This is a genomic window from Streptomyces sp. NPDC001407 (genome assembly GCF_042895325.1).
Classification (GTDB): domain Bacteria; phylum Actinomycetota; class Actinomycetes; order Streptomycetales; family Streptomycetaceae; genus Streptomyces.
In genome coordinates this window covers 71228-92734 of sequence record NZ_JBIAWF010000005.1, presented here as the reverse complement: position 1 = coordinate 92734, position 21507 = coordinate 71228, and the positions used below count along the sequence as shown (strand labels likewise).

20 protein-coding genes are annotated in these 21507 nt (G+C 72.5%); 14 read left to right on the top strand and 6 right to left on the bottom strand.

Going from position 1 to position 21507, the window contains the following annotated elements; all coding sequences use genetic code 11:
- Window positions 1–240 precede the first annotated feature (240 nt).
- Both ACFY1P_RS09685 and ACFY1P_RS09680 read right to left on the bottom strand, forming a co-directional pair.
- Window positions 241–2616 carry a Tex family protein gene (locus ACFY1P_RS09685; protein ID WP_361527207.1) on the bottom strand — a complete coding sequence of 792 codons (2376 nt, stop codon included), beginning with the start codon at window positions 2614–2616 and terminating at the stop codon, window positions 241–243.
- Between the two features lie 83 nt (window positions 2617–2699).
- Window positions 2700–3572 carry a hypothetical protein gene (locus ACFY1P_RS09680; RefSeq protein ID WP_390750329.1) on the bottom strand — a complete coding sequence of 291 codons (873 nt, stop codon included), beginning with the start codon at window positions 3570–3572 and terminating at the stop codon, window positions 2700–2702.
- A gap of 130 nt (window positions 3573–3702) precedes the next feature.
- Between ACFY1P_RS09680 and ACFY1P_RS09675 the strand changes: the two genes are divergently transcribed.
- Both ACFY1P_RS09675 and ACFY1P_RS09670 read left to right on the top strand, forming a co-directional pair.
- Complete coding sequence (locus tag ACFY1P_RS09675) at window positions 3703–4671, top strand: GlxA family transcriptional regulator (RefSeq protein WP_390750328.1); 969 nt, start codon at window positions 3703–3705, stop codon at window positions 4669–4671.
- Window positions 4672–4703: 32 nt separating this feature from the next.
- Window positions 4704–5327 (top strand): DJ-1/PfpI family protein, encoded by a 624-nt coding sequence (locus tag ACFY1P_RS09670; protein WP_361527201.1) that lies wholly within the window; start codon window positions 4704–4706, stop codon window positions 5325–5327.
- Between the two features lie 100 nt (window positions 5328–5427).
- On the opposite strand, the gene ACFY1P_RS09665 is transcribed toward ACFY1P_RS09670, so the two are convergent.
- On the bottom strand, window positions 5428–6186 hold the full coding sequence (locus ACFY1P_RS09665) for an enoyl-CoA hydratase/isomerase family protein (RefSeq protein ID WP_390750327.1): 759 nt from the start codon (window positions 6184–6186) through the stop codon (window positions 5428–5430).
- Between the two features lie 78 nt (window positions 6187–6264).
- Between ACFY1P_RS09665 and ACFY1P_RS09660 the strand changes: the two genes are divergently transcribed.
- Window positions 6265–6834, top strand: a complete 570-nt coding sequence (locus ACFY1P_RS09660; protein WP_361527197.1) for a DUF308 domain-containing protein — start codon at window positions 6265–6267, stop codon at window positions 6832–6834.
- A gap of 201 nt (window positions 6835–7035) precedes the next feature.
- A complete protein-coding gene (locus ACFY1P_RS09655) occupies window positions 7036–7539 on the top strand; it encodes an ATP-binding protein (RefSeq protein ID WP_361527195.1) in 504 nt (167 codons plus the stop codon).
- Here ACFY1P_RS09655 and idi read toward each other — a convergent pair.
- The 3 genes from idi to galE all read right to left on the bottom strand — a co-directional run bounded on the left by idi (window position 7514) and on the right by galE (window position 10280).
- A complete protein-coding gene (idi, locus tag ACFY1P_RS09650; RefSeq protein ID WP_361527193.1) occupies window positions 7514–8125 on the bottom strand; it encodes an isopentenyl-diphosphate Delta-isomerase in 612 nt (203 codons plus the stop codon). The two genes, ACFY1P_RS09655 and idi, sit on opposite strands and share 26 nt — an antisense overlap.
- Before the next feature lie 56 nt (window positions 8126–8181).
- Complete coding sequence (locus tag ACFY1P_RS09645) at window positions 8182–9126, bottom strand: cation diffusion facilitator family transporter (protein WP_390750326.1); 945 nt, start codon at window positions 9124–9126, stop codon at window positions 8182–8184.
- Window positions 9127–9296: 170 nt separating this feature from the next.
- Window positions 9297–10280, bottom strand: coding sequence for a UDP-glucose 4-epimerase GalE (gene galE, locus ACFY1P_RS09640; protein WP_390750325.1), 984 nt, complete (start codon window positions 10278–10280; stop codon window positions 9297–9299).
- 288 nt (window positions 10281–10568) lie between these two features.
- Between galE and ACFY1P_RS09635 the strand changes: the two genes are divergently transcribed.
- The 10 genes from ACFY1P_RS09635 (at window position 10569) to hpnE (ending at window position 21446) form a co-directional block, all read left to right on the top strand.
- Complete coding sequence (locus tag ACFY1P_RS09635; protein ID WP_361527213.1) at window positions 10569–12377, top strand: DUF5941 domain-containing protein; 1809 nt, start codon at window positions 10569–10571, stop codon at window positions 12375–12377.
- The gene (locus ACFY1P_RS09630; protein WP_361527187.1) at window positions 12374–13111 is read left to right on the top strand and encodes a phosphocholine cytidylyltransferase family protein; all 738 of its coding nucleotides are present in this window, start codon (window positions 12374–12376) and stop codon (window positions 13109–13111) included. Before ACFY1P_RS09635 ends, ACFY1P_RS09630 begins: the two co-directional genes overlap by 4 nt.
- A complete protein-coding gene (locus ACFY1P_RS09625) occupies window positions 13099–14160 on the top strand; it encodes an iron-containing alcohol dehydrogenase family protein (protein ID WP_116214710.1) in 1062 nt (353 codons plus the stop codon). Before ACFY1P_RS09630 ends, ACFY1P_RS09625 begins: the two co-directional genes overlap by 13 nt.
- On the top strand, window positions 14138–14923 hold the full coding sequence (locus ACFY1P_RS09620; RefSeq protein ID WP_390750324.1) for a CDP-alcohol phosphatidyltransferase family protein: 786 nt from the start codon (window positions 14138–14140) through the stop codon (window positions 14921–14923). Before ACFY1P_RS09625 ends, ACFY1P_RS09620 begins: the two co-directional genes overlap by 23 nt.
- The gene (locus ACFY1P_RS09615) at window positions 14920–15816 is read left to right on the top strand and encodes a glycosyltransferase family 2 protein (protein WP_390750323.1); all 897 of its coding nucleotides are present in this window, start codon (window positions 14920–14922) and stop codon (window positions 15814–15816) included. The genes ACFY1P_RS09620 and ACFY1P_RS09615 overlap by 4 nt, the downstream gene beginning before the upstream one ends.
- 78 nt (window positions 15817–15894) lie before the next feature.
- Window positions 15895–16839 (top strand): ABC transporter permease, encoded by a 945-nt coding sequence (locus ACFY1P_RS09610; RefSeq protein ID WP_390750322.1) that lies wholly within the window; start codon window positions 15895–15897, stop codon window positions 16837–16839.
- 25 nt (window positions 16840–16864) lie between these two features.
- Window positions 16865–17632: an ABC transporter ATP-binding protein gene (locus tag ACFY1P_RS09605; RefSeq protein WP_361527211.1), complete on the top strand. Its 768-nt coding sequence runs from the start codon at window positions 16865–16867 to the stop codon at window positions 17630–17632.
- A 445-nt stretch (window positions 17633–18077) separates the two neighbouring features.
- Window positions 18078–18944, top strand: coding sequence for a squalene synthase HpnC (gene hpnC, locus ACFY1P_RS09600; protein ID WP_361527209.1), 867 nt, complete (start codon window positions 18078–18080; stop codon window positions 18942–18944).
- Window positions 18941–19891: a presqualene diphosphate synthase HpnD gene (gene hpnD, locus ACFY1P_RS09595; RefSeq protein ID WP_390750321.1), complete on the top strand. Its 951-nt coding sequence runs from the start codon at window positions 18941–18943 to the stop codon at window positions 19889–19891. Before hpnC ends, hpnD begins: the two co-directional genes overlap by 4 nt.
- A gap of 82 nt (window positions 19892–19973) precedes the next feature.
- A complete protein-coding gene (gene hpnE, locus ACFY1P_RS09590; RefSeq protein ID WP_361527177.1) occupies window positions 19974–21446 on the top strand; it encodes a hydroxysqualene dehydroxylase HpnE in 1473 nt (490 codons plus the stop codon).
- Window positions 21447–21507 lie beyond the last annotated feature (61 nt).

Genomic DNA, 21507 nt, shown 5'->3' with positions numbered 1-21507 from the left:
GCGTTTGAGGACACCCGGCGAAGCCGGGTTGGGGTCCGGGGTCTCCCCGGTTTCGGGAAGGGGCGGGGCTGGGGAACAAGCCCGCCGCAGGCGGCAACGCACCCGCAGCCGGGAGCCTGGGGCACGAGCCCCGCACGCGGCGGAGCCGCACATCAGATGCAGCCGGGAAGGGGCGGGGTAGGGGAACAAAGCCCGCCGCAGGCGTCGATCGGGGAACAAGCGCCGCGCAGCGGACCCGCGTCAGCGTCGCTTCGGATCCAAGAGCCCGGCCCGCCGCAACGCATCCGCCATCGCATCATTCCCCGGCGCCGCCTGCCGCACTTCGCGCGGCCCCCGCGGCGCCCCCTCACCCCGCCGCTGCCGGGGCGCCCCACCGCGCGCCCCCTTCCGCGGCGCAGACCCCTCCGCGGGAGCAGTCTCGTCCTCCAGCCGCAGCGTCAGCGACACCCGCTTGCGCGGGATGTCGACGTCCATGACCTTCACCCGCACGATGTCACCGGGCTTGACGACGTCCCGCGGGTCCTTCACGAAGTTCTTCGACATCGCGGAGACGTGCACGAGGCCGTCCTGGTGCACACCGATGTCCACGAAGGCGCCGAAGGCCGCCACATTGGTGACGACGCCTTCGAGGATCATGCCCGGCACGAGGTCGCCGAGCTTCTCGACGCCGTCCTTGAACGTCGCCGTCCGGAACGCCGGGCGCGGGTCGCGCCCCGGCTTCTCCAGCTCCCGCAGGATGTCGGTGACCGTCGGCAGGCCGAAGGATTCGTCGACGAAGCTCTCCGGGCGCAGCGAGCGCAGCACGCTCGTGTTGCCGATGAGCGCGGCGACCTCGCCGCCCGTGGACTTCACCATCGCCCGCACCACGGGATACGCCTCGGGGTGCACGCTGGACGCGTCGAGCGGGTCGTCGCCGCCCCGGATCCGCAGGAAGCCCGCGCACTGCTCGTACGCCTTCGGGCCGAGCCTGGCAACGTCCTTGAGGCCCTTGCGGGACCGGAAGGGGCCGTTGGCGTCGCGGTGGGCCACGATGTTCTCCGCGAGGCCCGAGCTGATGCCGGAGACCCGGGCGAGCAGCGGCGCGGACGCGGTGTTCACGTCGACGCCGACGCCGTTCACACAGTCCTCCACGACCGCGTCGAGCGAGCGGGAGAGCTTCACCTCGGACAGGTCGTGCTGGTACTGCCCGACACCGATGGACTTGGGGTCGATCTTCACCAGCTCGGCGAGCGGGTCCTGGAGCCGGCGTGCGATGGAGACCGCGCCGCGCAGCGACACGTCGAGCTCCGGCAGCTCCTGCGAGGCGAACGCGGACGCGGAGTACACCGAGGCGCCCGCCTCCGAGACCATCACCTTGGTCAGGCCAAGCTCCGGGTGGCGCGCGATCAGGTCGGCCGCGAGCTTGTCGGTCTCGCGCGACGCCGTGCCGTTGCCGATCGCGATCAGCTCCACGCCGTGCTCGCGCGCGAGCCGGGCGAGGGTGGCCAGCGACGCGTCCCACTTCTGCTGCGGCACGTGCGGGTAGATCGTCTCCGTCGCGGCGACCTTGCCGGTCGCGTCCACGACGGCGACCTTCACGCCCGTACGGAAACCGGGGTCGAGGCCCATCGTGGCGCGGGTGCCCGCCGGGGCGGCGAGCAGCAGGTCGCGGAGGTTCGCGGCGAAGACCCGGACTGCCTCGTCCTCGGCGGCCTGGCGCAGCCGCAGCCGCAGGTCGATGCCGAGGTGGACGAGGACGCGGGTGCGCCAGGCCCAGCGCACGGTGTCGGCCAGCCACTTGTCGGCCGGGCGGCCCCGCTGGGCGATGCCGAACCGCTGGGCGATGGCCTGCTCGTACGCCGTGGGGCCCTCGGCGGCCGACGGCTCCTCCGGCTCCAGGGCGAGGTCGAGGACCTCCTCCTTCTCGCCCCGCAGCATGGCCAGCACCCGGTGCGAGGGCAGCGCGGTGAAGGGCTCGGCGAAGTCGAAGTAGTCGGCGAACTTCGCGCCCGCCTCCTCCTTGCCCGCCCGCACCTTCGCCACGACGCGCCCGCGCGTCCACATGCGCTCGCGCAGCTCGCCGATCAGGTCGGCGTCCTCGCTGAAGCGCTCGGTGAGGATGGCGCGGGCGCCCTCCAGCGCGGCCGCGGCGTCCGCGACACCGCGCTCGGCGGAGACGAAGGCGGCCGCCGCGGCGAGCGGTTCGACGCCCGGGTCGCCCAGCAGCCCGTCGGCCAGCGGCTCGAGACCGGCCTCCCGGGCGATCTGCGCCTTGGTGCGCCGCTTGGGCTTGAAGGGCAGATAGATGTCCTCCAGCCGGGCCTTGGAGTCGGCGGTGAGGATCTGTGCCTCCAGTGCCGCGTCCAGCTTGCCCTGCGCGCGCACGGAGTCCAGGACCGCCGTGCGGCGGTCCTCCAGCTCCCGCAGATAGCGCAGCCGCTCCTCGAGGGCGCGCAGCTGCGCGTCGTCGAGCATCTCGGTCGCTTCCTTGCGGTAGCGGGCGATGAAGGGCACGGTCGAGCCGCCGTCGAGCAAGTCGACGGCGGCCTTCACCTGCCGCTCCCGGACGCCGAGCTCCTCGGCGATCCTGCCTGCGATCCTGTCCTCGGTCGACGCACCCGCTGCCGTCACGATCACGCTCCGCTTTCTCCTCGAGCTGCGATCTGCATTGTGGCAGGTGCCACCGACAACGCCCGCGCGAGCCTCGCGGCCCCGGGTGCTCAGCCCTTGCCGAGCAGGTCCGCGGGGAAGCCGCCCGCGGTGAACGCCGTCGTGGTGAAGGCGGTCGCCAGCTCGGTGAGGCGCTCGGTGCCGGCCGCGCCCAGGTGCTCGTAGGGGGCCGCGTCCAGGCGGTCCGTGGTGTTCTCCAGCTCCTCGCGCAGCGTGATGCCGGCGTCCGTCAACTCGCCCTCGGCGTCGAGGAGTCCGCGCTGCCGCAGCCGGTCCAGGCCCGCGTCCAGCTCCTCCTCGCTCCAGCCGCGCGTGGCCAGCAGCCACTTGCGGGTCATGCCGCGGCCGGTCGCGCCGTGGCTGACGAGGGCCTCCACCGGGTCGAGTCCGGCCTGGACGAGCGCCATCACATGGCCGTCACCGCGGTGCTCGCGCAGCAGCGTCGCGGCGTACCAGAGGACGAGGTGCGGCGCGTCCGGCACCGGCAGGTCCGCGTGGGCGGCGTACAGCGGGCGGCCGCCCCGCGTGCAGCCCTCGGTCGCGCGCAGCGCGAGGCGGGCGGCCTCGGCCATCTCCGGGGAGGCGACGGCATCGTCGCCGAGGAGGCGGCGCAGGGTCGCGTCGGCGGCGCGCAGCCGGGCGACGAGCGCGTCCTCGGGCGTCACGGTGTCCCAGACGGCCGGGATGTGCCGGGCCACGAGCTCGTACTTGTAGTTGTAGAACGCGGCGGCCACCACGCCCGCGCCCACCCGCCCGAACGCGGCACTGCGCGCCGCCAGGTTGACGGACGGGCGGTCCTCGACGCCCAGTGCCGTGAACTCCCGGTGGGTGTCCGGGGAGAAGTAGACGAGGGAGTGGAGGGGGTTCACGACGTGGTGACAGCGGCGCGCGGCGCCCTCGGGCAGGCGCTGGGAAGTGGTCATGCCCGCACGTTACCGACTGGTCGGTACGGCGGGAAGGCCCGGGGACGATCAGCGCCGGTGGCAGGAGATGGCAGGAAAGGTGGGATCTTCGTCATTGCGGACGCGCCGGGCCCGGGCGAGCATGGTGCGCATGACTCCTCGCCGCACCGTGCTCTTCCCCCTCTTCGAGGAGGTGCAGAGCCTCGACGTCACGGGCCCCCTCGAAGTGTTCGACCGCGCGTGCTTCGTGGCCGGCGACCCGGATCTCTACGAGCTCCGTACCGCCACCGTCGACGGCGAGCCGGTCCGCACCAGCAGTGGCCTGCGGCTGATGCCCGACATGGCCCTCCACGACGCGGAGGCCCCGCACACCCTCGTCGTCCCGGGCGGAACCGGCACCCGCGCCCCCGACCCGCGGCTCGTCGACTGGCTGCGCGAGACGGCCCCGCGCGCCGAACGGATCGTGTCGGTGTGCACAGGCGCGTTCCTGCTCGCCGCGGCCGGGCTCCTCGACGGACGGCGCGTGACGACCCACTGGGCCCACTGCGCGGACCTCGCCGAGCGGTACCCCGCGATCCGCGTGGAGCCCGAACCCATCTACGTACGCGACGGGAACATCGCCACCGCCGCCGGCGTCACCGCGGGCATCGACCTCGCGCTGGCCCTCGTGGAGGAGGACCTGGGCCGGGAGCCGGCGCTCGCCGTCGCCCGCAGGCTCGTCGTCTTCCTGCGCCGCCCGGGCAACCAGACACAGTTCAGCGCCCAGCTGGCCGTCCAGGCCGCCCGGCGGGCGCCGCTGCGCGACATCCAGCACTGGGTGGTGGAGAACCTGGAGGCCGACCTCTCCGTCGACGCGCTCGCCGACCGCGCCGGCCTGTCGCCCCGTCACTTCGCCCGCGCCTTCCACAGCGAGGTCGGCATGACGCCCGGCCGCTACGTCGACCGGGTCCGGCTGGAAGCCGCGCGCAGACTCCTCGAGGACACCGCCGACGGCGTCGAGTCCGTCGCGCGCGCGTGCGGCTACGGCACGCCCGAGGCGATGCGCCGCGCCTTCGTCCGGGCCCTGGGAGCGTCCCCGGCCGAATACCGGCGCCGCTTCCGCCCGCTCACCCCGGCCTGAACCGGCCCGGTACCGCGTACGAAAGGACGATCGTGCAGATCGCCATCCTGCTCTACCCCGGCTTCACCGCGCTCGACGCCGTCGGCCCGTTCGAGGTGCTCGGCAACCTCCCCGGGGCGGAGACCGTCTTCGTCGCCGAGAACCCCGGCACGCTGCGCAACGACAGCGGCAGACTCGCCATGGTCGCCGACGCCTCGCTCGCCGAGGTCACGCGCCCCGACATCGTCGTGGTGCCCGGCGCACCCGACACGAGCGGGCCGCAGGGGTCCGAGGCCGTGCGGGAGTGGCTGCGGGCCGTCGACCGCACCACGGCCTGGACCACGTCCGTGTGCACCGGCTCCCTGATCCTCGCCGCCGCCGGACTGCTGACCGGCCGCCGGGCCACCTCGCACTGGCTGCGCCTTGCGGAACTGGCGTCGTACGGCGTCGAGTCCACCGGCGAACGGGTCGTCACCGACGGCAAGTACGTGACCGCCGCGGGCGTCTCCTCCGGCATCGACATGGGACTCACGCTCGCCGGCCGGATCGCGGGCGACCGCGCGGCCCAGGCGATCCAGCTCCTCGTCGAGTACGACCCCCAGCCGCCGTACGACGCGGGCTCGCCGGAGAAGGCGCCCGCGGACCTCGTCGCGGAGTGGCGGGCCCGGGGGATCTGACCGGGGCGCGGGGCCGGACACGACGGCCGGGGAGGACCGGGACGGGGGTCCGGCCCTCCCCGGCCGGCAGGCCGCGTCCGGGGCACCCGCCAGGCGGCCGTCAGGCCGTGCCCGGCACCCGCCAGGCGAACCGCGGGGCCCGCCGCTCCAGGAACGCCGCCGCCCCCTCCGCCGCCTCACCGCTGCCGCGGGCCTCCCGCATCCAGTGCTCCCACCGCGCGTCCCCTCCGGCGGCGGTGAACTCCTTCGCCGCCACCTGCGTGAGCAGCGACCGCGACGCCAGCACCCGCGCGAACTCCGCCACCCGCTTGCCGAGCGCGTCCGCCGGCCACACCTCGTCCACGAGCCCGGTGCGCAGCGCCCGTTCCGTGTCGATCAACTCGGCGGAGAACAGCAGGTACTTGGCGGCCGACGGGCCCACCAGCTCGGCCAGCCGCCGGGTGGACGACGCCGCGTAGACGATGCCCAGCCGCGCCGGGGTCACGCCGAAGGACGCACCCTCCGCCGCGAAGCGCAGGTCGCAGGCGGCCGCGAGCTGGACGCCGCCGCCCACGCAGTAGCCGCGCACCGCCGCGAGCGTCGGCTTGGGGAAGGCGGCGAGCGCCTCCTCGGCCGCGACGGCCAGCTCGCGGGAGCCCTCGCCGCCGTCGGTGAGCGAGGAGATGTCGGCGCCCGCGCAGAAGGTGTCGCCCTCGCCGGTGAGCACCAGGACGCGTACCGCCGGGTCGGCCGCGCAGCGCTCCAGCAGGCCGGGCAGGGCCCGCCACATGCCGGTCGTCATGGCGTTCCGCTTGGCGGGGTTGGCGATACGGACGGTCGCGGTGGCGTCGGCGATGTCCAGATGCAGTGCGGGCTCCATGGTCCGGATGCTATCCGGGGCGCGATTCCATGATCCGCCCTATGATCAAAAAAAAGGGGGCGCTACGAGGAGGCGCTCATGTCCAGGGGCACGAGACGGGCGCGGTCGCCGGGCCACCGGCTCAGCCGCGAGTTCGGGGTGCTGGCGCTGCTGGGCGGGATCCTGGTGCTCGCCGGGCTGGTGGGGCTGGCCTACGCGGGTTTCGCGACCCTCACCACCATGCTTCTCTTCGGCTGGCTGCTGCTGATCGGCGGGCTCGTCGGCCTGGTGCACGCCGTCCAGTCGCGGGGCAGCAGCTTCTTCTGGCTCGGCGTGGTGGTCGCCGCGCTGAACATCGCCGCGGGCGTGGTGGTGATCCGGCTGCCCGAGGTCGCCGCCGAGGGCCTGACGATGTTCGCCGCGCTGCTCTTCCTGACCGGTGGTGTCTTCCGGCTGGTGGGCAGCCTGGTGGTGCGCGGGCCGCAGATGGGCTGGACGCTCCTGCAGGGTGCCTTCGGGCTGCTGCTGGGCATCCTGGTGCTGGGTGACTGGCCGCACAGCAGCCGCTATGTGATCGGCACCTTCTTCTCCCTCGCCCTGCTCTTCGACGGGCTCGGCCTGATCGCCCTCGGGGTCGGGGGCCGCCGGGTCGTCGGCCTGGTCACGTAGGCGGCCTCGGAAGAAGGTGCTCCGGATCGTTCAGCGAACAACGACCAGGGTGGCCAGGAACAGTCGCGTCAGTGACCCTGGCATACGCGCGCGATCAAATCCCGTCGATAGGCGCCGACTTGTGCTCAGAATGCCGGTGCGGACCCTTACGTTCCCAACACTCGATGTGCGGTCGACCACGGTGAGGGGTTGGTATCGGACATGGAGATCCTCGGGAGCGTTCCGCCCGAACCGGGACAGGCCCCGCCGCCGCGCAGGCCGATCGAGTTCGACGGTGCCTGGCGGTTCACCGCTCCCGCACAGGACTCCTCCGTGCCCCGGGCCAGACACGCCGTCCGCGACCTGCTGGGCCGTCAGCGGGTGCCGCTGCGCGACGACCTCCTGCACGGCCTGCTGCTGATCGTCTCCGAGCTCGTCACCAACGCCGTGCAGCACGCCGCGCTGCTCTCGCCGGAGGTCGCCGTGGAGGTCTCCATCGGCCCGCACTGGGTACGGGTGGCCGTCGAGGACGACCACCCGTACCGGCCCAAGCCCCTGGAGGCGGACGACGACCGCATCGGCGGCCGGGGCCTGCTGCTCGTCAAGACCATCTCGGACGAGGCCGGCGGCCTGTGCGACGTCGAGCACACCGCGAGCGGCGGCAAGGTGGTCTGGGCCGCCCTGCCGCTCGGCACGCCGGCTACCAGCCCGCTGCGTCCCCGGTGATCTCGCGCACCACCGGGCGCGCGGTGTCCAGCACATCCATGAACCACGCCGAGAAGGTGAACTTCTCCCGCAGCTCGTCGAGCTCGGCCGGGGTCACGAAGGCCGTCTCCTCGACCTCCTCCGGATCCGGGTGCGGCGCCGCGCTCACGGTGCCCACGAAGAGGTGGTTGAACTCCTGCTCCACCAGGCCCGACGCCGGGTCGGGGTGGTTGTAGCGCACGGTGCCGGCCTCGCGCAGCAGCGAGGGGGCGACGCCCAGCTCCTCGCCCGTGCGGCGGGCCGCGGCGACGAACGGCGGCTCGTCCGGATAGGGGTGGCCGCAGCAGGTGTTGGACCAGACACCGGGGGAGTGGTACTTCCCCAGCGCCCGGCGCTGGAGCAGCAGCCGCCCCTGCTCGTCGAAGAGGAAGACCGAGAAGGCGCGGTGCAGCCGCCCGGGGGCGATGTGCGCGGAGAGCTTCTCGGCGGTGCCGATGGTTCTGCCGGACTCGTCGACCAGTTCCAGCATGATCGGTTCAGCTGCGCCGTCGGAGGTGGGAACCGCCGAGTCGTCGGCGGACAGGCCCTTGGCAGGTGTGATCGGCATTGACCATCCTCGTAGTCGGTCTTCGGCCCTCAAGTCTGCCGTACGCCGCCGTGGCGTCAATGACAGAGTCTCGCCTCGTGCTCCGCGTGGCCACCGGGCTCCAGCTGGAAGGTGCAGTGCTCGACGTCGAAGTGCTCGCCGAGACAGCCCTGCAGGTCGTGGAGCATTTTCTCGTGCCCGGCCGAGTCCAGCGTCGCGTGGTCGACGACCACGTGCGCCGACAGCACCGGCATTCCGGATGTGATCGTCCACACATGCAGGTCGTGCAGGTCCACCACTCCGGGCAGCGCCATGATGTGTGACCGGATCTCGGCCATGTCGACGTTCTTGGGGGCCGCCTCCAGCAGGACGTCCAGCGCCTCCCGCAGCAGCTTGAGCGTGCGCGGCACGATCATTAGGCCGATCAGCAGGGAGGCGACGGGGTCCGCCTGCGTCCAGCCCGTGGCCATGATCACCAGGGCGGAGATCACCACGGCCAGGGAGCCCAGGGCGTCCGAGAGGACCTCCAGGAACGCCCCGCGCACATTGAGGCTCTCCTTCTGGCCGCGCATCAGCAGGGCCAGCGAGATCAGATTGGCCACCACGCCGACCAGACCGAAAACCACGGTCGTGCCGCCGGGCACCTCGGTGGGGCTGGCCAGCCGCTTGATCGCCTCGAAGAGGATGAAGCCGCCCACGCCCAGCAGCAGCAGACAGTTCAGCAGCGCGGCCAGGATCTCCGCACGGGCGTAGCCGTAGGTGCGGCGGCCGCCCGGCGGACGGTTGGCGAAGTGGATCGCCACCAGCGCCATGCCCACCCCGACGGCGTCGGTCGCCATGTGCCCGGCGTCCGCGAGCAGCGCCAGCGAACCCGTCAGCGCACTGCCGACGATCTCCGCGACGAGCACCGTCAGCGTGATGCCCAGCGCGATCCGCAGCCGGCCCCGGTAGGCCGCGGCGGCCGTGCCGCTCGTCCCCGGCGGAGGGCCGTGCGAATGGCCGTGATCGTGCCCTGCGCCCATGGAAGCCGCCTTTGATAACGATGCCCGCACGGCCGGCGGACGCCGGCCGAGCACCCAGTGAACTACGGGTGGGGGGTATCGGGCAACGCGGCACTGAACACCGTTGTCATGTGCCCTGACCTGCGGCGATGCCTACGGTGACGGCTATGGGCGCGACCTGCGGCGACCGCCTACGAGCGAGCCCGCGGGTGGTGGTGGCACCAGCCCTCCCAGGCCGAGGCGACCATGCTCCGCACCCCGTGCACCGGGCTCCAGCCGAGCTCCTTCGCGATCAGTTCGTTCGAGGCGACGACACGCGCCGGATCACCCGGACGACGCGGCTCGACGACGGGCGCGGGCTCCGAGCGGCCGGTCACCTCGGCGATCAGGTCCGCCATCTCCCGGACGGACACACCGCGGCCCGTGCCCACGTTCAGTGTGAGGTCGCCCGTGCCCGGCCGCTCCGCGAGCCGCCGGGCGGCCGCCAGGTGGGCGGTGGCCAGGTCCTCGATGTGGATGTAGTCACGCACACAGGTGCCATCAGGGGTGTCGTAGTCGTCACCGAAGACGCGCGGGCTCTCGCCCCGCGTGAGCCGGTCGAACATCATCGGGATGATGTTGTAGACCCCGGTGTCGGCGAGCTCCGGCACGGCCGCGCCCGCCACGTTGAAATAGCGCAGGCACGCCGTGGACAGCCCGTGCGCGGCCCCGGTGGCACGCACCAGCCACTCACCGGCGAGCTTGGTCTCGCCGTATGGGTTCATCGGCAGGCACGGCGTCTCCTCCGTGACGAGATCCACGTCCGGCATGCCGTAGACGGCGGCGGAGGAGGAGAAGACGAAGCTGCCCACGCCCGCCGCGACCACGGCCTCCAGAAGGACCGTCAGGCCGTGCACGTTCTCCCGGTAATACAGCAGCGGCTTCTCCACCGACTCCCCGACCTGCTTCTTCGCCGCGAGGTGCACCACACCGGTGACATCCAGCTCGGCGAACGTACGGTCCAGGAGCTCACGGTCCAGGACGGAGCCGCGCACCAGCGCGCACTGGGCGGGCAGCCGCCCGGCCACGCCCGTGGACAGGTCGTCCAGCACGGCGACGCGCTCCCCGGCGTCCACCATCGCCCGTGCCACGTGCGCCCCGATGTACCCGGCTCCACCTGTGATCAGCCATGTCATGTCGGCACCCTAATCCAGCCGACGTAAGGGTCCTGTTCCCTTCACCTCTGTCCGCCCCCGCTGTGCCCCCTCCCGCACGCCCCCGGAACCCCACAGGCGGCCCGAGCGTCCAGTCAGTGTCGGGAAGCCCCGGCGCACGTGCGGTGAACGGCGCCTTCCGTTGATCCGATAGCCTCTGCCGACGTGCCCGCACGCCGCCCGCCCCGCAGGACCGGCGCGTGCCACGCCCGCTGCCCGGACGCCCCGCGGACCGAGGCGGCCGCATCCGCTTCCAAGGAGTGAGTTCGTCTGTCGACCGCCATCGTCACCGGTTCGCCGCCCGTCGGCTCCTCCCTCGAGGACGACCTGCGGTCCCTGGGCTTCGGCGTACGCGTGGCCGCTGACGCCGCCGCCGTCACCACCGAGCTCGCCGCCGTCCCCGCGGACGAGCGGGTCGCGCTCGTCGACGCGCGCTTCGTGGGCCACGTCCACGCCCTGCGCCTGGCGCTCACCGACCCCCGCTTCCCCGCCGCCGCGGTGGAGGGCGCGCTGACCGTGCGGCCCGAGGCCCGCGCCGCCCTGACCCGGGCGGCCACCGGAACGGCCCTGCCGGCCGACGGCCCCGAGGCCGCGCTGCCCGACGCCCTCGCCCACCGGCTGGAAGCCGAGGGCGTCGCCCCGCACCGCCCCGACCTCGGCGTCCTGGTCGCCACCGTGCCGGCCGACGCCGACATCCGGGCCAAGGCCGAGGCCGACGTCCGGGCCGTCGACGACGAGGCCGTACGCCTGCGCTCCGCAGTGAAGTCCCGCGACGGCTTCTTCACCACCTTCTTCATCAGCCCCTACTCCCGCTACCTCGCGCGCTGGTGCGCCCGCCGCGGCCTGACCCCCAACCAGGTCACCACCGCCTCGCTGCTCACCGCGCTGATCGCGGCCGGCTGCGCGGCCACCGGCACCCGGCCCGGCTTCGTCGCCGCGGGCGTGCTGCTCCTCTTCTCCTTCGTCCTGGACTGCACCGACGGGCAGCTCGCCCGCTACTCCCTGCAGTACTCCACGCTCGGCGCCTGGCTCGACGCGACCTTCGACCGCGCCAAGGAATACGCCTATTACGCGGGCCTCGCCGTCGGCGCGGCCCGCGGCGGCGGCACCGACGAGGTCTGGGCGCTCGCGCTGGGCGCGATGGTCCTCCAGACCTGCCGCCACGTCGTCGACTTCTCCTTCAACGAGGCCAACCACGACGCCGCGGCCAACACCAGCCCCACCGCCGCCCTCTCCGACCGGCTCGACAGCGTCGGCTGGACGGTCTGGGCCCGCCGCATGATCGTGCTGCCCATCGGCGAGCGCTGGGCGATGATCGCGGTCCTCACCGCCCTCACCACGCCCCGCGTCGTCTTCTACGCCCTGCTCATCGGCTGCGCGCTGGCCGCCTGCTACACCACCGCCGGCCGCGTGCTGCGCTCCCTGACCCGCAAGGCCCGCCGCACCGACCGCGCCGCGCGGGCGCTCGCCGACCTCGCCGACTCCGGCCCCCTCGCCCAGCTCGCGAGCCGCACGCTCGGCCGGACGATGGCCGCGGGCACCTACAGCGCCCCCTACTGGGCGCTGCTCGGGACCGCCGCGCTCTTCGTCTGGCCGCTCGTCGCGCACACCGTGGGCACCTGGCGGGCCGTGCCGCAGGCCGTCGTCTACGCGATCCTCGCCGGGGTGGCCGTCGCCCACCCGCTCAAGGGCCCCCTCGACTGGCTCGTACCGCCGGTCTTCCGGGCCGCGGAATACGGCATGATCCTCGCGCTGGCCGCCACCTCCGGCGTCCCCGGCGCCCTGCCCGCGGCTTTCGGCCTGGTGGCCGCGGTCGCCTACCATCACTACGACACGGTGTACCGCATCCGCGGTGGCACCGGGGCGCCCCCGCACTGGCTGGTGCGGGCGATCGGCGGGCACGAGGGACGGATCCTGGCGGTCTCGATCGCCGCCGCCCTGTGGCACGACCAAGGTTTCACGATCGCGCTGACGGTCCTCGCGGCCGCCATCGCGCTCACGGTGCTCATCGAGAGCATCCGCTTCTGGGTGTCCTCCGGGGCGCCCGCAGTACACGACGAATCAGGAGAACCCGCATGATCGGCCTCGTGCTGGCCGCCGGCGCCGGACGGCGTCTGCGTCCCTACACCGACACTCTGCCCAAGGCCCTGGTGCCCGTCGATGGCGACACCACCATCCTCGACCTCACCCTGGCCAACTTCGCCGAGATCGGTCTGACCGAGGTCGCGATCATCGTGGGCTACCGCAAGGAGGCCGTGTACGCCCGCAAGGAGGCCCTGGAGGCCAAGTACGGCCTGAGCCTCACCCTGATCGACAACGACAAGGCCGAGGAGTGGAACAACGCCTACTCCCTGTGGTGCGGCCGGGACGCCCTCAAGGACGGCGTGATCCTCGCCAACGGTGACACCGTGCACCCGGTCTCCGTCGAGAAGACCCTGCTCGCCGCCCGCGGCAACGGCCAGAAGATCATCCTCGCCCTCGACACGGTGAAGCAGCTCGCCGACGAGGAGATGAAGGTCGTCGTGGACCCCGACAAGGGCGTCCAGCGCATCACCAAGCTGATGGACCCGGCGGAGGCGACCGGCGAGTACATCGGCGTCACCCTCATCGAGGGCGAGGCCGCCGCCGACCTGGCCGACGCCCTCAAGGTCACCTTCGAGCGCGACCCCGACCTCTACTACGAGGACGGCTACCAGGAGCTCGTCAACCGCGGCTTCAAGATCGACGTGGCGCCCATCGGCGACGTCAAGTGGGTCGAGATCGACAACCACGACGACCTCGCCAAGGGCCGGGGGATCGCGTGCCAGTACTGACGAGGCTCATCCCCTCGCCGGTCGTCGTCGACATCCGCGCCGGAGCGCTGGACGACCTGGCCGGCGTGCTCGCCGACCAGCGGATCTCCAGCTCCGGCAAGCTGGCCATCGCCATCAGCGGCGGCTCCGGGGCGGTGCTGCGCGAGCGGCTCGCCCCGGCGCTGCCCGGCGCCACCTGGTACGAGGTCGGCGGCGGCACGCTGGACGACGCGATCAAGCTCGGCGACGCCATGAAGAAGGGGCACTACGACGCGGTCGTGGGCCTCGGCGGCGGCAAGATCATCGACTGCGCGAAGTACGCCGCCGCGCGGGTCGGCCTGCCGCTGGTGGCCGTCGCGACCAACCTGTCGCACGACGGCCTCTGCTCGCCGGTCGCCACCCTCGACAACGACGCGGGCCGCGGCTCCTACGGGGTGCCCAACCCCATCGCCGTGGTCATCGACCTCGACGTCATCCGCGAGGCCCCGGCCCGGTTCGTCCGCTCCGGCATCGGCGACGCGATCTCCAACATCTCCTCCGTAGCGGACTGGGAGCTCTCCCACCGCGAGACGGGCGAGTCGATCGACGGCCTGGCCGCCGCCATGGCCCGGCAGGCCGGCGAGGCCGTGCTGCGCCACCCCGGCGGCGTCGGCGACGACGGCTTCCTCCAGGTGCTCGCCGAGGGCCTGGTCCTCACCGGCATCTCGATGTCGGTGGCCGGTGACAGCCGCCCCGCCTCGGGCGCCTGCCACGAGATCAACCACGCCTTCGACCTGCTCTACCCTAAGCGGGCCGCCAGCCACGGCGAGCAGTGCGGCCTCGGCGCCGCCTTCGCGATGTACCTGCGCGGAGCCCGCGCGGAGTCCGCGCTGATGGTCGAGGTGCTGCGCCGCCACGGGCTGCCGGTGCTGCCGCAGGAGATCGGCTTCAGCACCGAGGAGTTCGTCAAGGCGGTCGAGTACGCCCCGCGGACCCGCCCCGGGCGCTACACGATCCTGGAGCACCTCGACCTCTCCACCGACCAGATCAGGGACGCTTACGCCGACTATGCCAAAACCGTCACTAGCTGAACTCCGTCCGGTCGTTCACCCCGGCGGCCTCAAGGACCGGCGCAGCGGTGAGCACTGGGCCGGGCGCCTGTACATGCGCGAGGTCTCGCTGCGCTGCACCCGGGTGCTGCTCAACAGCAGGCTCACGCCCAACCAGTACACCGGCCTGATGATCCTCGCCGGCGTGGCGGCGGGCGCGGCCCTGCTGGTGCCCGGCCTCACCGGCGCGATCCTGGGCATGCTGCTCATCCAGCTGTACCTGCTGCTGGACTGCGTCGACGGCGAGCTCGCGCGCTGGCGCAAGGTCACCTCGACGACCGGCGTCTACCTCGACCGGGTGGGGCACTACCTCTCCGAGGCCGCTCTTCTGGTGGGTTTCGGCGTCCGCGCGGCGGACGTCTTCCACAAGGACGGCGCCGCCACCCAGTGGCAGTGGGCGTTCCTCGGCACGGTGGCCGCGCTCGGCGCGATCCTGATCAAGGCCGAGACGGACCTGGTCGACGTGGCCCGCGCCCGCAGCGGCATGCCGGCCGTGCAGGACTCCGCGGCCACGCCCCGCTCGTCGGGCATGGCGCTGGCCCGCAAGGCCGCGGCCGCGCTGAAGTTCCACCGGCTCGTCGGCGGCGTCGAGGCGTCGCTGGTGATCCTGGTGGCCGGCATCGCGGACTTCGTCCACCACGACCTGCTGTTCACCCGGATCGCGGTCGTCCTGCTCGCGGCCGTCGCCGTCCTGCAGACTGTGCTGCACCTCGTGTCCATCCTCGCTTCGAGCAGGCTCAAATGAGTGCCCCCTCGCTGAAGGTCGGCGCGGTCGTCCTCACCATGGGCAACCGCCCCGCCGAGCTGCGCGCGCTGCTGGAGTCCGTGGCCAAGCAGGACGGCGACCCGATCGAGGTCGTCGTCGTCGGCAACGGCTCCCCGCTGCCCCCGCTCGCCGTGCCCGGACTCACCGTGCGCACGGTGGAGCTGTCCGAGAACGTCGGCATCCCGGTCGGCCGCAACGTCGGCATCGAGGCGTTCGGCCCCGCCGGGCGCGACGTCGACGTGCTGCTCTTCCTGGACGACGACGGACTGCTGCCGGGCCAGGACACCGCCGAGCTGTGCCGGCGGGCGTTCACCGAGGACCCGCGGCTGGGCATCATCAGCTTCCGCATCGCCGACCCCGACACCGGGGTCACCCAGCGCCGCCACGTGCCCCGGCTGCGCGCCTCGGACCCCCTGCGGTCCTCGCGGGTGACGACCTTCCTCGGCGGCGCCAACGCCGCCCGTACCCGGGTCTTCGCCGAGGTCGGCGGGCTGCCCGACGACTTCTTCTACGCGCACGAGGAGACCGACCTCGCCTGGCGGGCCCTGGACGCGGGCTGGATGATCGACTACCGCGCGGACATGGTCCTGCACCACCCGACGACGGCCCCGAGCCGGCACGCGGTCTACCACCGGATGGTCGCCCGCAACCGGGTGTGGCTGGCGCGCCGCAATCTGCCCGCGCCCCTCGTCCCGGTCTACGTCGGGGTGTGGCTGCTGCTGACCCTGGCGCGGCGGCCCTCGCTGCCGGCGCTGCGCGCGTGGTTCGGCGGCTTCCGGGAGGGCTGGTCGACGCCGTGCGGTCCACGGCGTCCCATGAAGTGGCGTACCGTGTGGCGCCTGACCCGACTGGGTCGCCCTCCCGTGATCTGACAAGCTCTTGTCGATGAGCATCGGGCGCGAACCGGGGCCCGGCCCCGGGAGCGCACCTTGAGGACGAAAGTGTCAACTGTGAGCGAGACAACGCACGACAGTGCGGTCGCCATGAGTGCCCCGCCATCACCCGACGACGGACTCTCCGCCGCCGAGCTGGCCCAGAAGTACGGCCTCGCGGTGAGCGGTGCCCGGCCCGGGCTGGTGGAGTACGCGCGGCAGCTGTGGGACCGACGGCACTTCATCGTCGCCTTCTCCCGCGCCAAGCTGACCGCTCAGTACAGCCAGGCCAAGCTGGGTCAGGTGTGGCAGGTGGCGACGCCGCTGCTGAACGCCACGGTGTACTTCCTGATCTTCGGCCTGCTGATGGGCCAGAGCAAGGGCATGGGCATCAAGACGTACATCCCGTTCCTGGTGACGGGCATCTTCGTCTTCACCTTCACCCAGAGCTCGGCGATGTCGGGCGTCCGGTCGATCTCCGGCAATCTGGGGCTGGTGCGGGCCCTGCACTTCCCCCGGGCGGCGCTGCCCGTCTCCTTCGCGCTCCAGCAGCTCCAGCAGCTGATGTTCTCGATGGTGGTGCTCTTCCTCTTCCTGCTCGGGTTCGGGCACACGCCGCAGCTGTCCTGGCTGCTGATCGTCCCGGTGCTGGTGCTCCAGTTCGTCTTCAACACCGGCCTGGCGATGATCCTGGCCCGTGCGGGCAGCAAGACCCCCGACCTGGCGCAGCTGCTGCCGTTCATCCTGCGTACGTGGATGTACGCGTCCGGCGTGATGTACAACCTGGTCGAGGCGCTGAAGAAGCAGCACTCCCCGGGGTGGCTCATCGACGTGCTGAGCGCGAACCCGGCGGCCGTCTTCATCAACCTGATGCGTTCCTCCCTGATCAGCGGCCACGCCGCGCACAAGCACATCGACCTGCCGCCGCACGTGTGGGCGCTGGCCGTCGGCTGGTCGCTGCTGATCGGCCTCGGGGGCTTCGTGTTCTTCTGGAAGGCTGAGGAGCAGTACGGCCGTGGCTGAGCAGAACGGCGCCGCGAAGGCGCCCATGTCGACCTCCCAGGTCCCGACGGTGATCGCGGACGACGTGCACATCGTCTACCGCGTCTACGGCGGCAACACGGGCCGGGGCAGCGCCACCGCGGCCCTCAACCGGCTCGTCCGGCGCAAGCCGAACGCCGGCGTGCGCGAGGTGCACGCCGTCAAGGGTGTGAGCTTCACCGCCTACCGCGGCGAGGCGATCGGCCTGATCGGGTCCAACGGCTCCGGCAAGTCGACCCTCCTGAAGGCGATCGCCGGGCTGCTGCCCACCGAGCGCGGCAAGGTCTACACCGACGGCCAGCCCTCGCTGCTGGGCGTCAACGCGGCCATGATGAACGACCTCACCGGCGAGAAGAACGTGATGCTCGGCGGCCTGGCGATGGGCATGAGCCGCGAGCAGATCCGCGAGCGCTACCAGGAGATCGTCGACTTCTCGGGCATCAACGAGAAGGGCGACTTCATCACCCTGCCCATGCGCACCTACTCCTCCGGCATGGCGGCCCGCCTGCGGTTCTCCATCGCGGCGGCCAAGGACCACGACGTGCTGATGATCGACGAGGCGCTGGCCACCGGCGACCGGTCGTTCCAGAAGCGCTCCGAGGCCCGCGTCCGCGAGCTGCGCAAGGGCGCCGGCACCGTCTTCCTCGTGAGCCACAACAACCGGTCCATCCGCGACACCTGCGACCGCGTGCTCTGGCTCGAACACGGCCAGCTGCTCATGGACGGGCCCACGGAGGAAGTCGTCCGGGCCTACGAGAAGGAGACCGCCCGCTAGTCCGGCGGGACCGAAAAGCGCCCCCGAGGCCCCCGCTGTGACGCGTTCGGCGGGGGCCTTGACCTTTCCGTAACGATCAACTCACTTATTGACAGGGTTGATTCGTTCCCCGCGTGGCATTGTATGGATCAAGCACCTACCCGGGCGCGCGTCGGACACCTGTACGTCGTACGCTGTACCGTGCTGATTTGCGGAGAAGCGGGGCGATACCGGTGTATCTCCGTCCGCGGGGCGCGGCTCCGTGGCTGGTCAGCAGGAGGTGTCGAGGGGGGCAGGGGGAGGTCTGTCCTGCGGCGTGTCCGAAATGGGATGTTCTGGGTCGGCAGTGTAGAACGGGAGATGTGACGGCAATGGCTACGGGAACTCTCCAGCTCCGAGGCGTGTCCGCCGTCCCCGGTCCGGGCAGCCCGCGGTGACGGCGGGGACGGACGCGCACGAGCGCGCCGTGCTCGACAAGGCCGCGCACGAGAACTTCCCCGTGGCGCCCTTCTTCGTGCCACGCGCCTGGCGGGACGATCTCATGGCCGTCTACGGTTTCGCCAGACTCGTGGACGACATCGGTGACGGCGATCTCGCCCCCGGCGGCCGCGACGCCGAACTGCTCGGCCTCCACCGCGAGCAGACCGACGACCGCCTCGCCATGCTCGACGCCCTCGAGGCCGACCTGCGCCGGGTCTTCGAGAGCTCCGGCACGGGACCGCGCCACCCCTTGCTGCTCCGCCTGCGGCCGACCGTCCGCCGGTGCGGCCTGACCCCGGAGCCCTTCCTGGGCCTGATCGAGGCGAACCGCCAGGACCAGCGCGTCCGCCGCTACGCCACCTACCAGGACCTGCTCGCCTACTGCGAGCTGTCCGCCAATCCCGTCGGCCGCCTGGTCCTGGGCATCACCGGCACCGCAAGCCCCGAGCGGATCCGCCGCTCGGACGCGGTCTGCACAGCTCTGCAGATCGTCGAACACCTGCAGGACGTCGCCGAGGATCTCGGGCGCGACCGCATCTATCTCCCGGCCGAGGACATGAAACGGTTCCGCGTCGGCGAGGCCGACCTCGCCCGTCCGACCAGCGGCGCGTCGTTGCGCACCCTGGTCGCGTACGAGGCGGAACGCGCCGGGGAACTGCTGAATGAAGGCACCCCCCTGGTGGGTAGCGTCCACGGCAGGTTGAAGCTGTTGCTCGCGGGGTTCGTGGGCGGGGGGAGGGCCGCGCTCAGAGCGGTTTCCGCCGCGGGATACGACGTACTGCCCGGACCGCCCAAGCCCACCAAGCTCAGCCTGCTGCGCGAGGTGGGAGCGACACTGCGAAGAGAGGGGTGAGCGGGACCGTGAACGGATCGCCAGACGCGTCCGCGCCGGTACTCGCCGCGTACAGCTACTGCGAGGCAGTCACCGGACAGCAGGCCGGTAACTTCAGCTACGGCATCAGGCTTCTGCCGACCGCCAAGCGGCGCGCCATGTCCGCGCTGTACGCCTTCTCGCGGCGGGTCGACGACATCGGCGACGGCCCACTGGACGCGGAATCCAAGCGGCACCGGCTCGAGGAGACCCGGGCCCTGCTCGCCCGTATCCGGGAGGGCAAGGTCGAGGAGGACGACACCGACCCGGTGGCCGTCGCGCTCACCCATGCCGCGCGCCGCTTCCCGATCCCGCTCGACGGGCTCGACGAGCTCATCGACGGCGTGCAGATGGACGTGCGCGGGGAGACCTACGAGACCTGGGACGACCTCGCGGCGTACTGCCGCTGTGTCGCGGGCGCCATCGGGCGGCTCTCCCTCGGGGTGTTCGGCACCGTGCCGGGCGCGCGGGATGCCGCGCGCGCCGCGGAGTACGCCGACACGCTCGGGCTCGCGCTTCAGCTGACCAACATCCTGCGCGACGTCCGCGAGGACGCGGCCAACGGCCGCACCTATCTGCCCTCCGACGACCTCGCCAAGTTCGGCTGCTCCGCGGGCTTCCACTCCGTGCGGCCGCCCGCCGGATCGGACTTCACCGGCCTGGTGCACTTCGAAGCGCGGCGCGCCCGTGCGCTGTTCGCCGAGGGCACCAAGCTGCTGCCCATGCTCGACCGGCGCAGCGGCGCCTGCGTCGCTGCCATGTCGGGCATCTACCGCAGACTCCTGGACCGCATCGCCCAGGACCCCGAGGCGGTGCTGCGCGGCCGGGTCTCGCTCCCCGGGCGCGAGAAGGTCTATGTCGCCGTGCGCGGCCTGTCCGGCCTCGACGCCCGGAGCGTCGACCGGCGGACCGCCGGGGGGCGCACTTGATGCGCCCTACTCCTACCGGTGGGCGGTGTGCAACCCTCCGGCGATCGCACACGTCACTGACAGCAGCCGAGGGGGTGGGCGCATGACGACTCCACGCACGTCTCCACTGACGACGACGAGATCCGAGCGGCAGCGCTCGGACGAGGACGGCCGCCCCGTAGGCGCGGCCGCGGTGGTCATCGGCGGCGGTCTCGCCGGTGTCACCGCCGCGCTCGAACTCGCCGACGCCGGGCTGCGGGTCACCCTCCTCGAGGGCCGGCCGCGGCTGGGCGGGCTCGCCTTCTCCTTCCGTCGCGGTGAACTGACGATCGACAACGGACAGCACGTCTATCTGCGCTGCTGTACCGCCTACCGGTGGTTCCTCGACCGCGTCGACGCCGCCGGGCTCGCACCGCTGCAACAGCGGCTGGACGTCCCCGTGCTGGACATCGGCCACCCCTCCGGGCGGCCGCGCCTCGGCCGGCTGCGCCGCGCCCAGCTGCCCGTGCCCCTGCACCTCGCCGCGAGCCTCGCCACCTACCCGCACCTCTCGCTCGCCGAGCGGGCCAAGGTCGGGCGCGCCGCGCTGGCCCTCGGCGGCCTCGATCTCGACGACCCCGCCCTGGACGGCGAGGACTTCGCGAGCTGGCTGCACCGCCACGGCCAGTCGGACCGCGCGATCGAGGCCCTGTGGGACCTCGTCGGCGTCGCCACGCTCAACGCCACCGCCGACCGGTCCTCGCTGGGCCTGGCCGCCAAGGTCTTCAAGACCGGGCTGCTGTCCGAGCCGGGCGCCGCCGACATCGGCTGGGCCCGCGTCCCGCTCGGCGAGCTGCACGACGTCCGTGCCCGCACCGCCCTCGACAAGGCCGGGGTGCGCACCGAGCTGCGCACCCGCGCCACCGCCATCACCCGGGGCGAGGACGGCGGCTGGCTCGTCGACATCGAGGCAGGGCCCGGCGGCACCGAGCGGCTCGCCGCCGGCACCGTCGTGCTCGCCGTGCCCCAGCGCGAGGCCCACGGCCTGCTGCCCGAGGGCGCCCTCGACGACCCGGACCGGCTGCTGGAGATCGGCACCGCGCCGATCCTCAACCTCCACGTCGTATACGACCGCAAAGTCCTGCGCCAGCCGTTCTTCGCGGCGCTCGGCTCGCCGGTGCAGTGGGTCTTCGACCGCACGGACTCCTCCGGACTCGGCGGCCGCGCCGACGGCGGCCAGTACCTGGCCGTCTCCCAGTCGGCCGCGCACGACGACATCGACCGGCCCGTCGCCGAGCTCCGCGAGCGCTATCTTCCCGAGCTGGAGCGGCTGCTGCCCGCGGCACGCGGCGCCGGCGTACGGGACTTCTTCGTGACCCGGGAGCGGACAGCGACGTTCGCCCCCACCCCGGGCGTCGGCCGGCTGCGGCCGCACGCCCCCACGAACGCGCCCGGCCTCTGTCTGGCCGGTGCGTGGACCGCCACCGGCTGGCCCGCGACCATGGAGGGCGCGGTGCGCAGCGGTGTCAGCGCCGCCGGCGCGGCACTCTCCGAGCTCGGCCTACCCCGCCGGAACCCCTTGTGGGAGGCGGCATGAACGAGGCGAGCCATCCAGGCGTGCCGCCCCGCGAAGGGGCGCGTACGAGCACGACCACCAG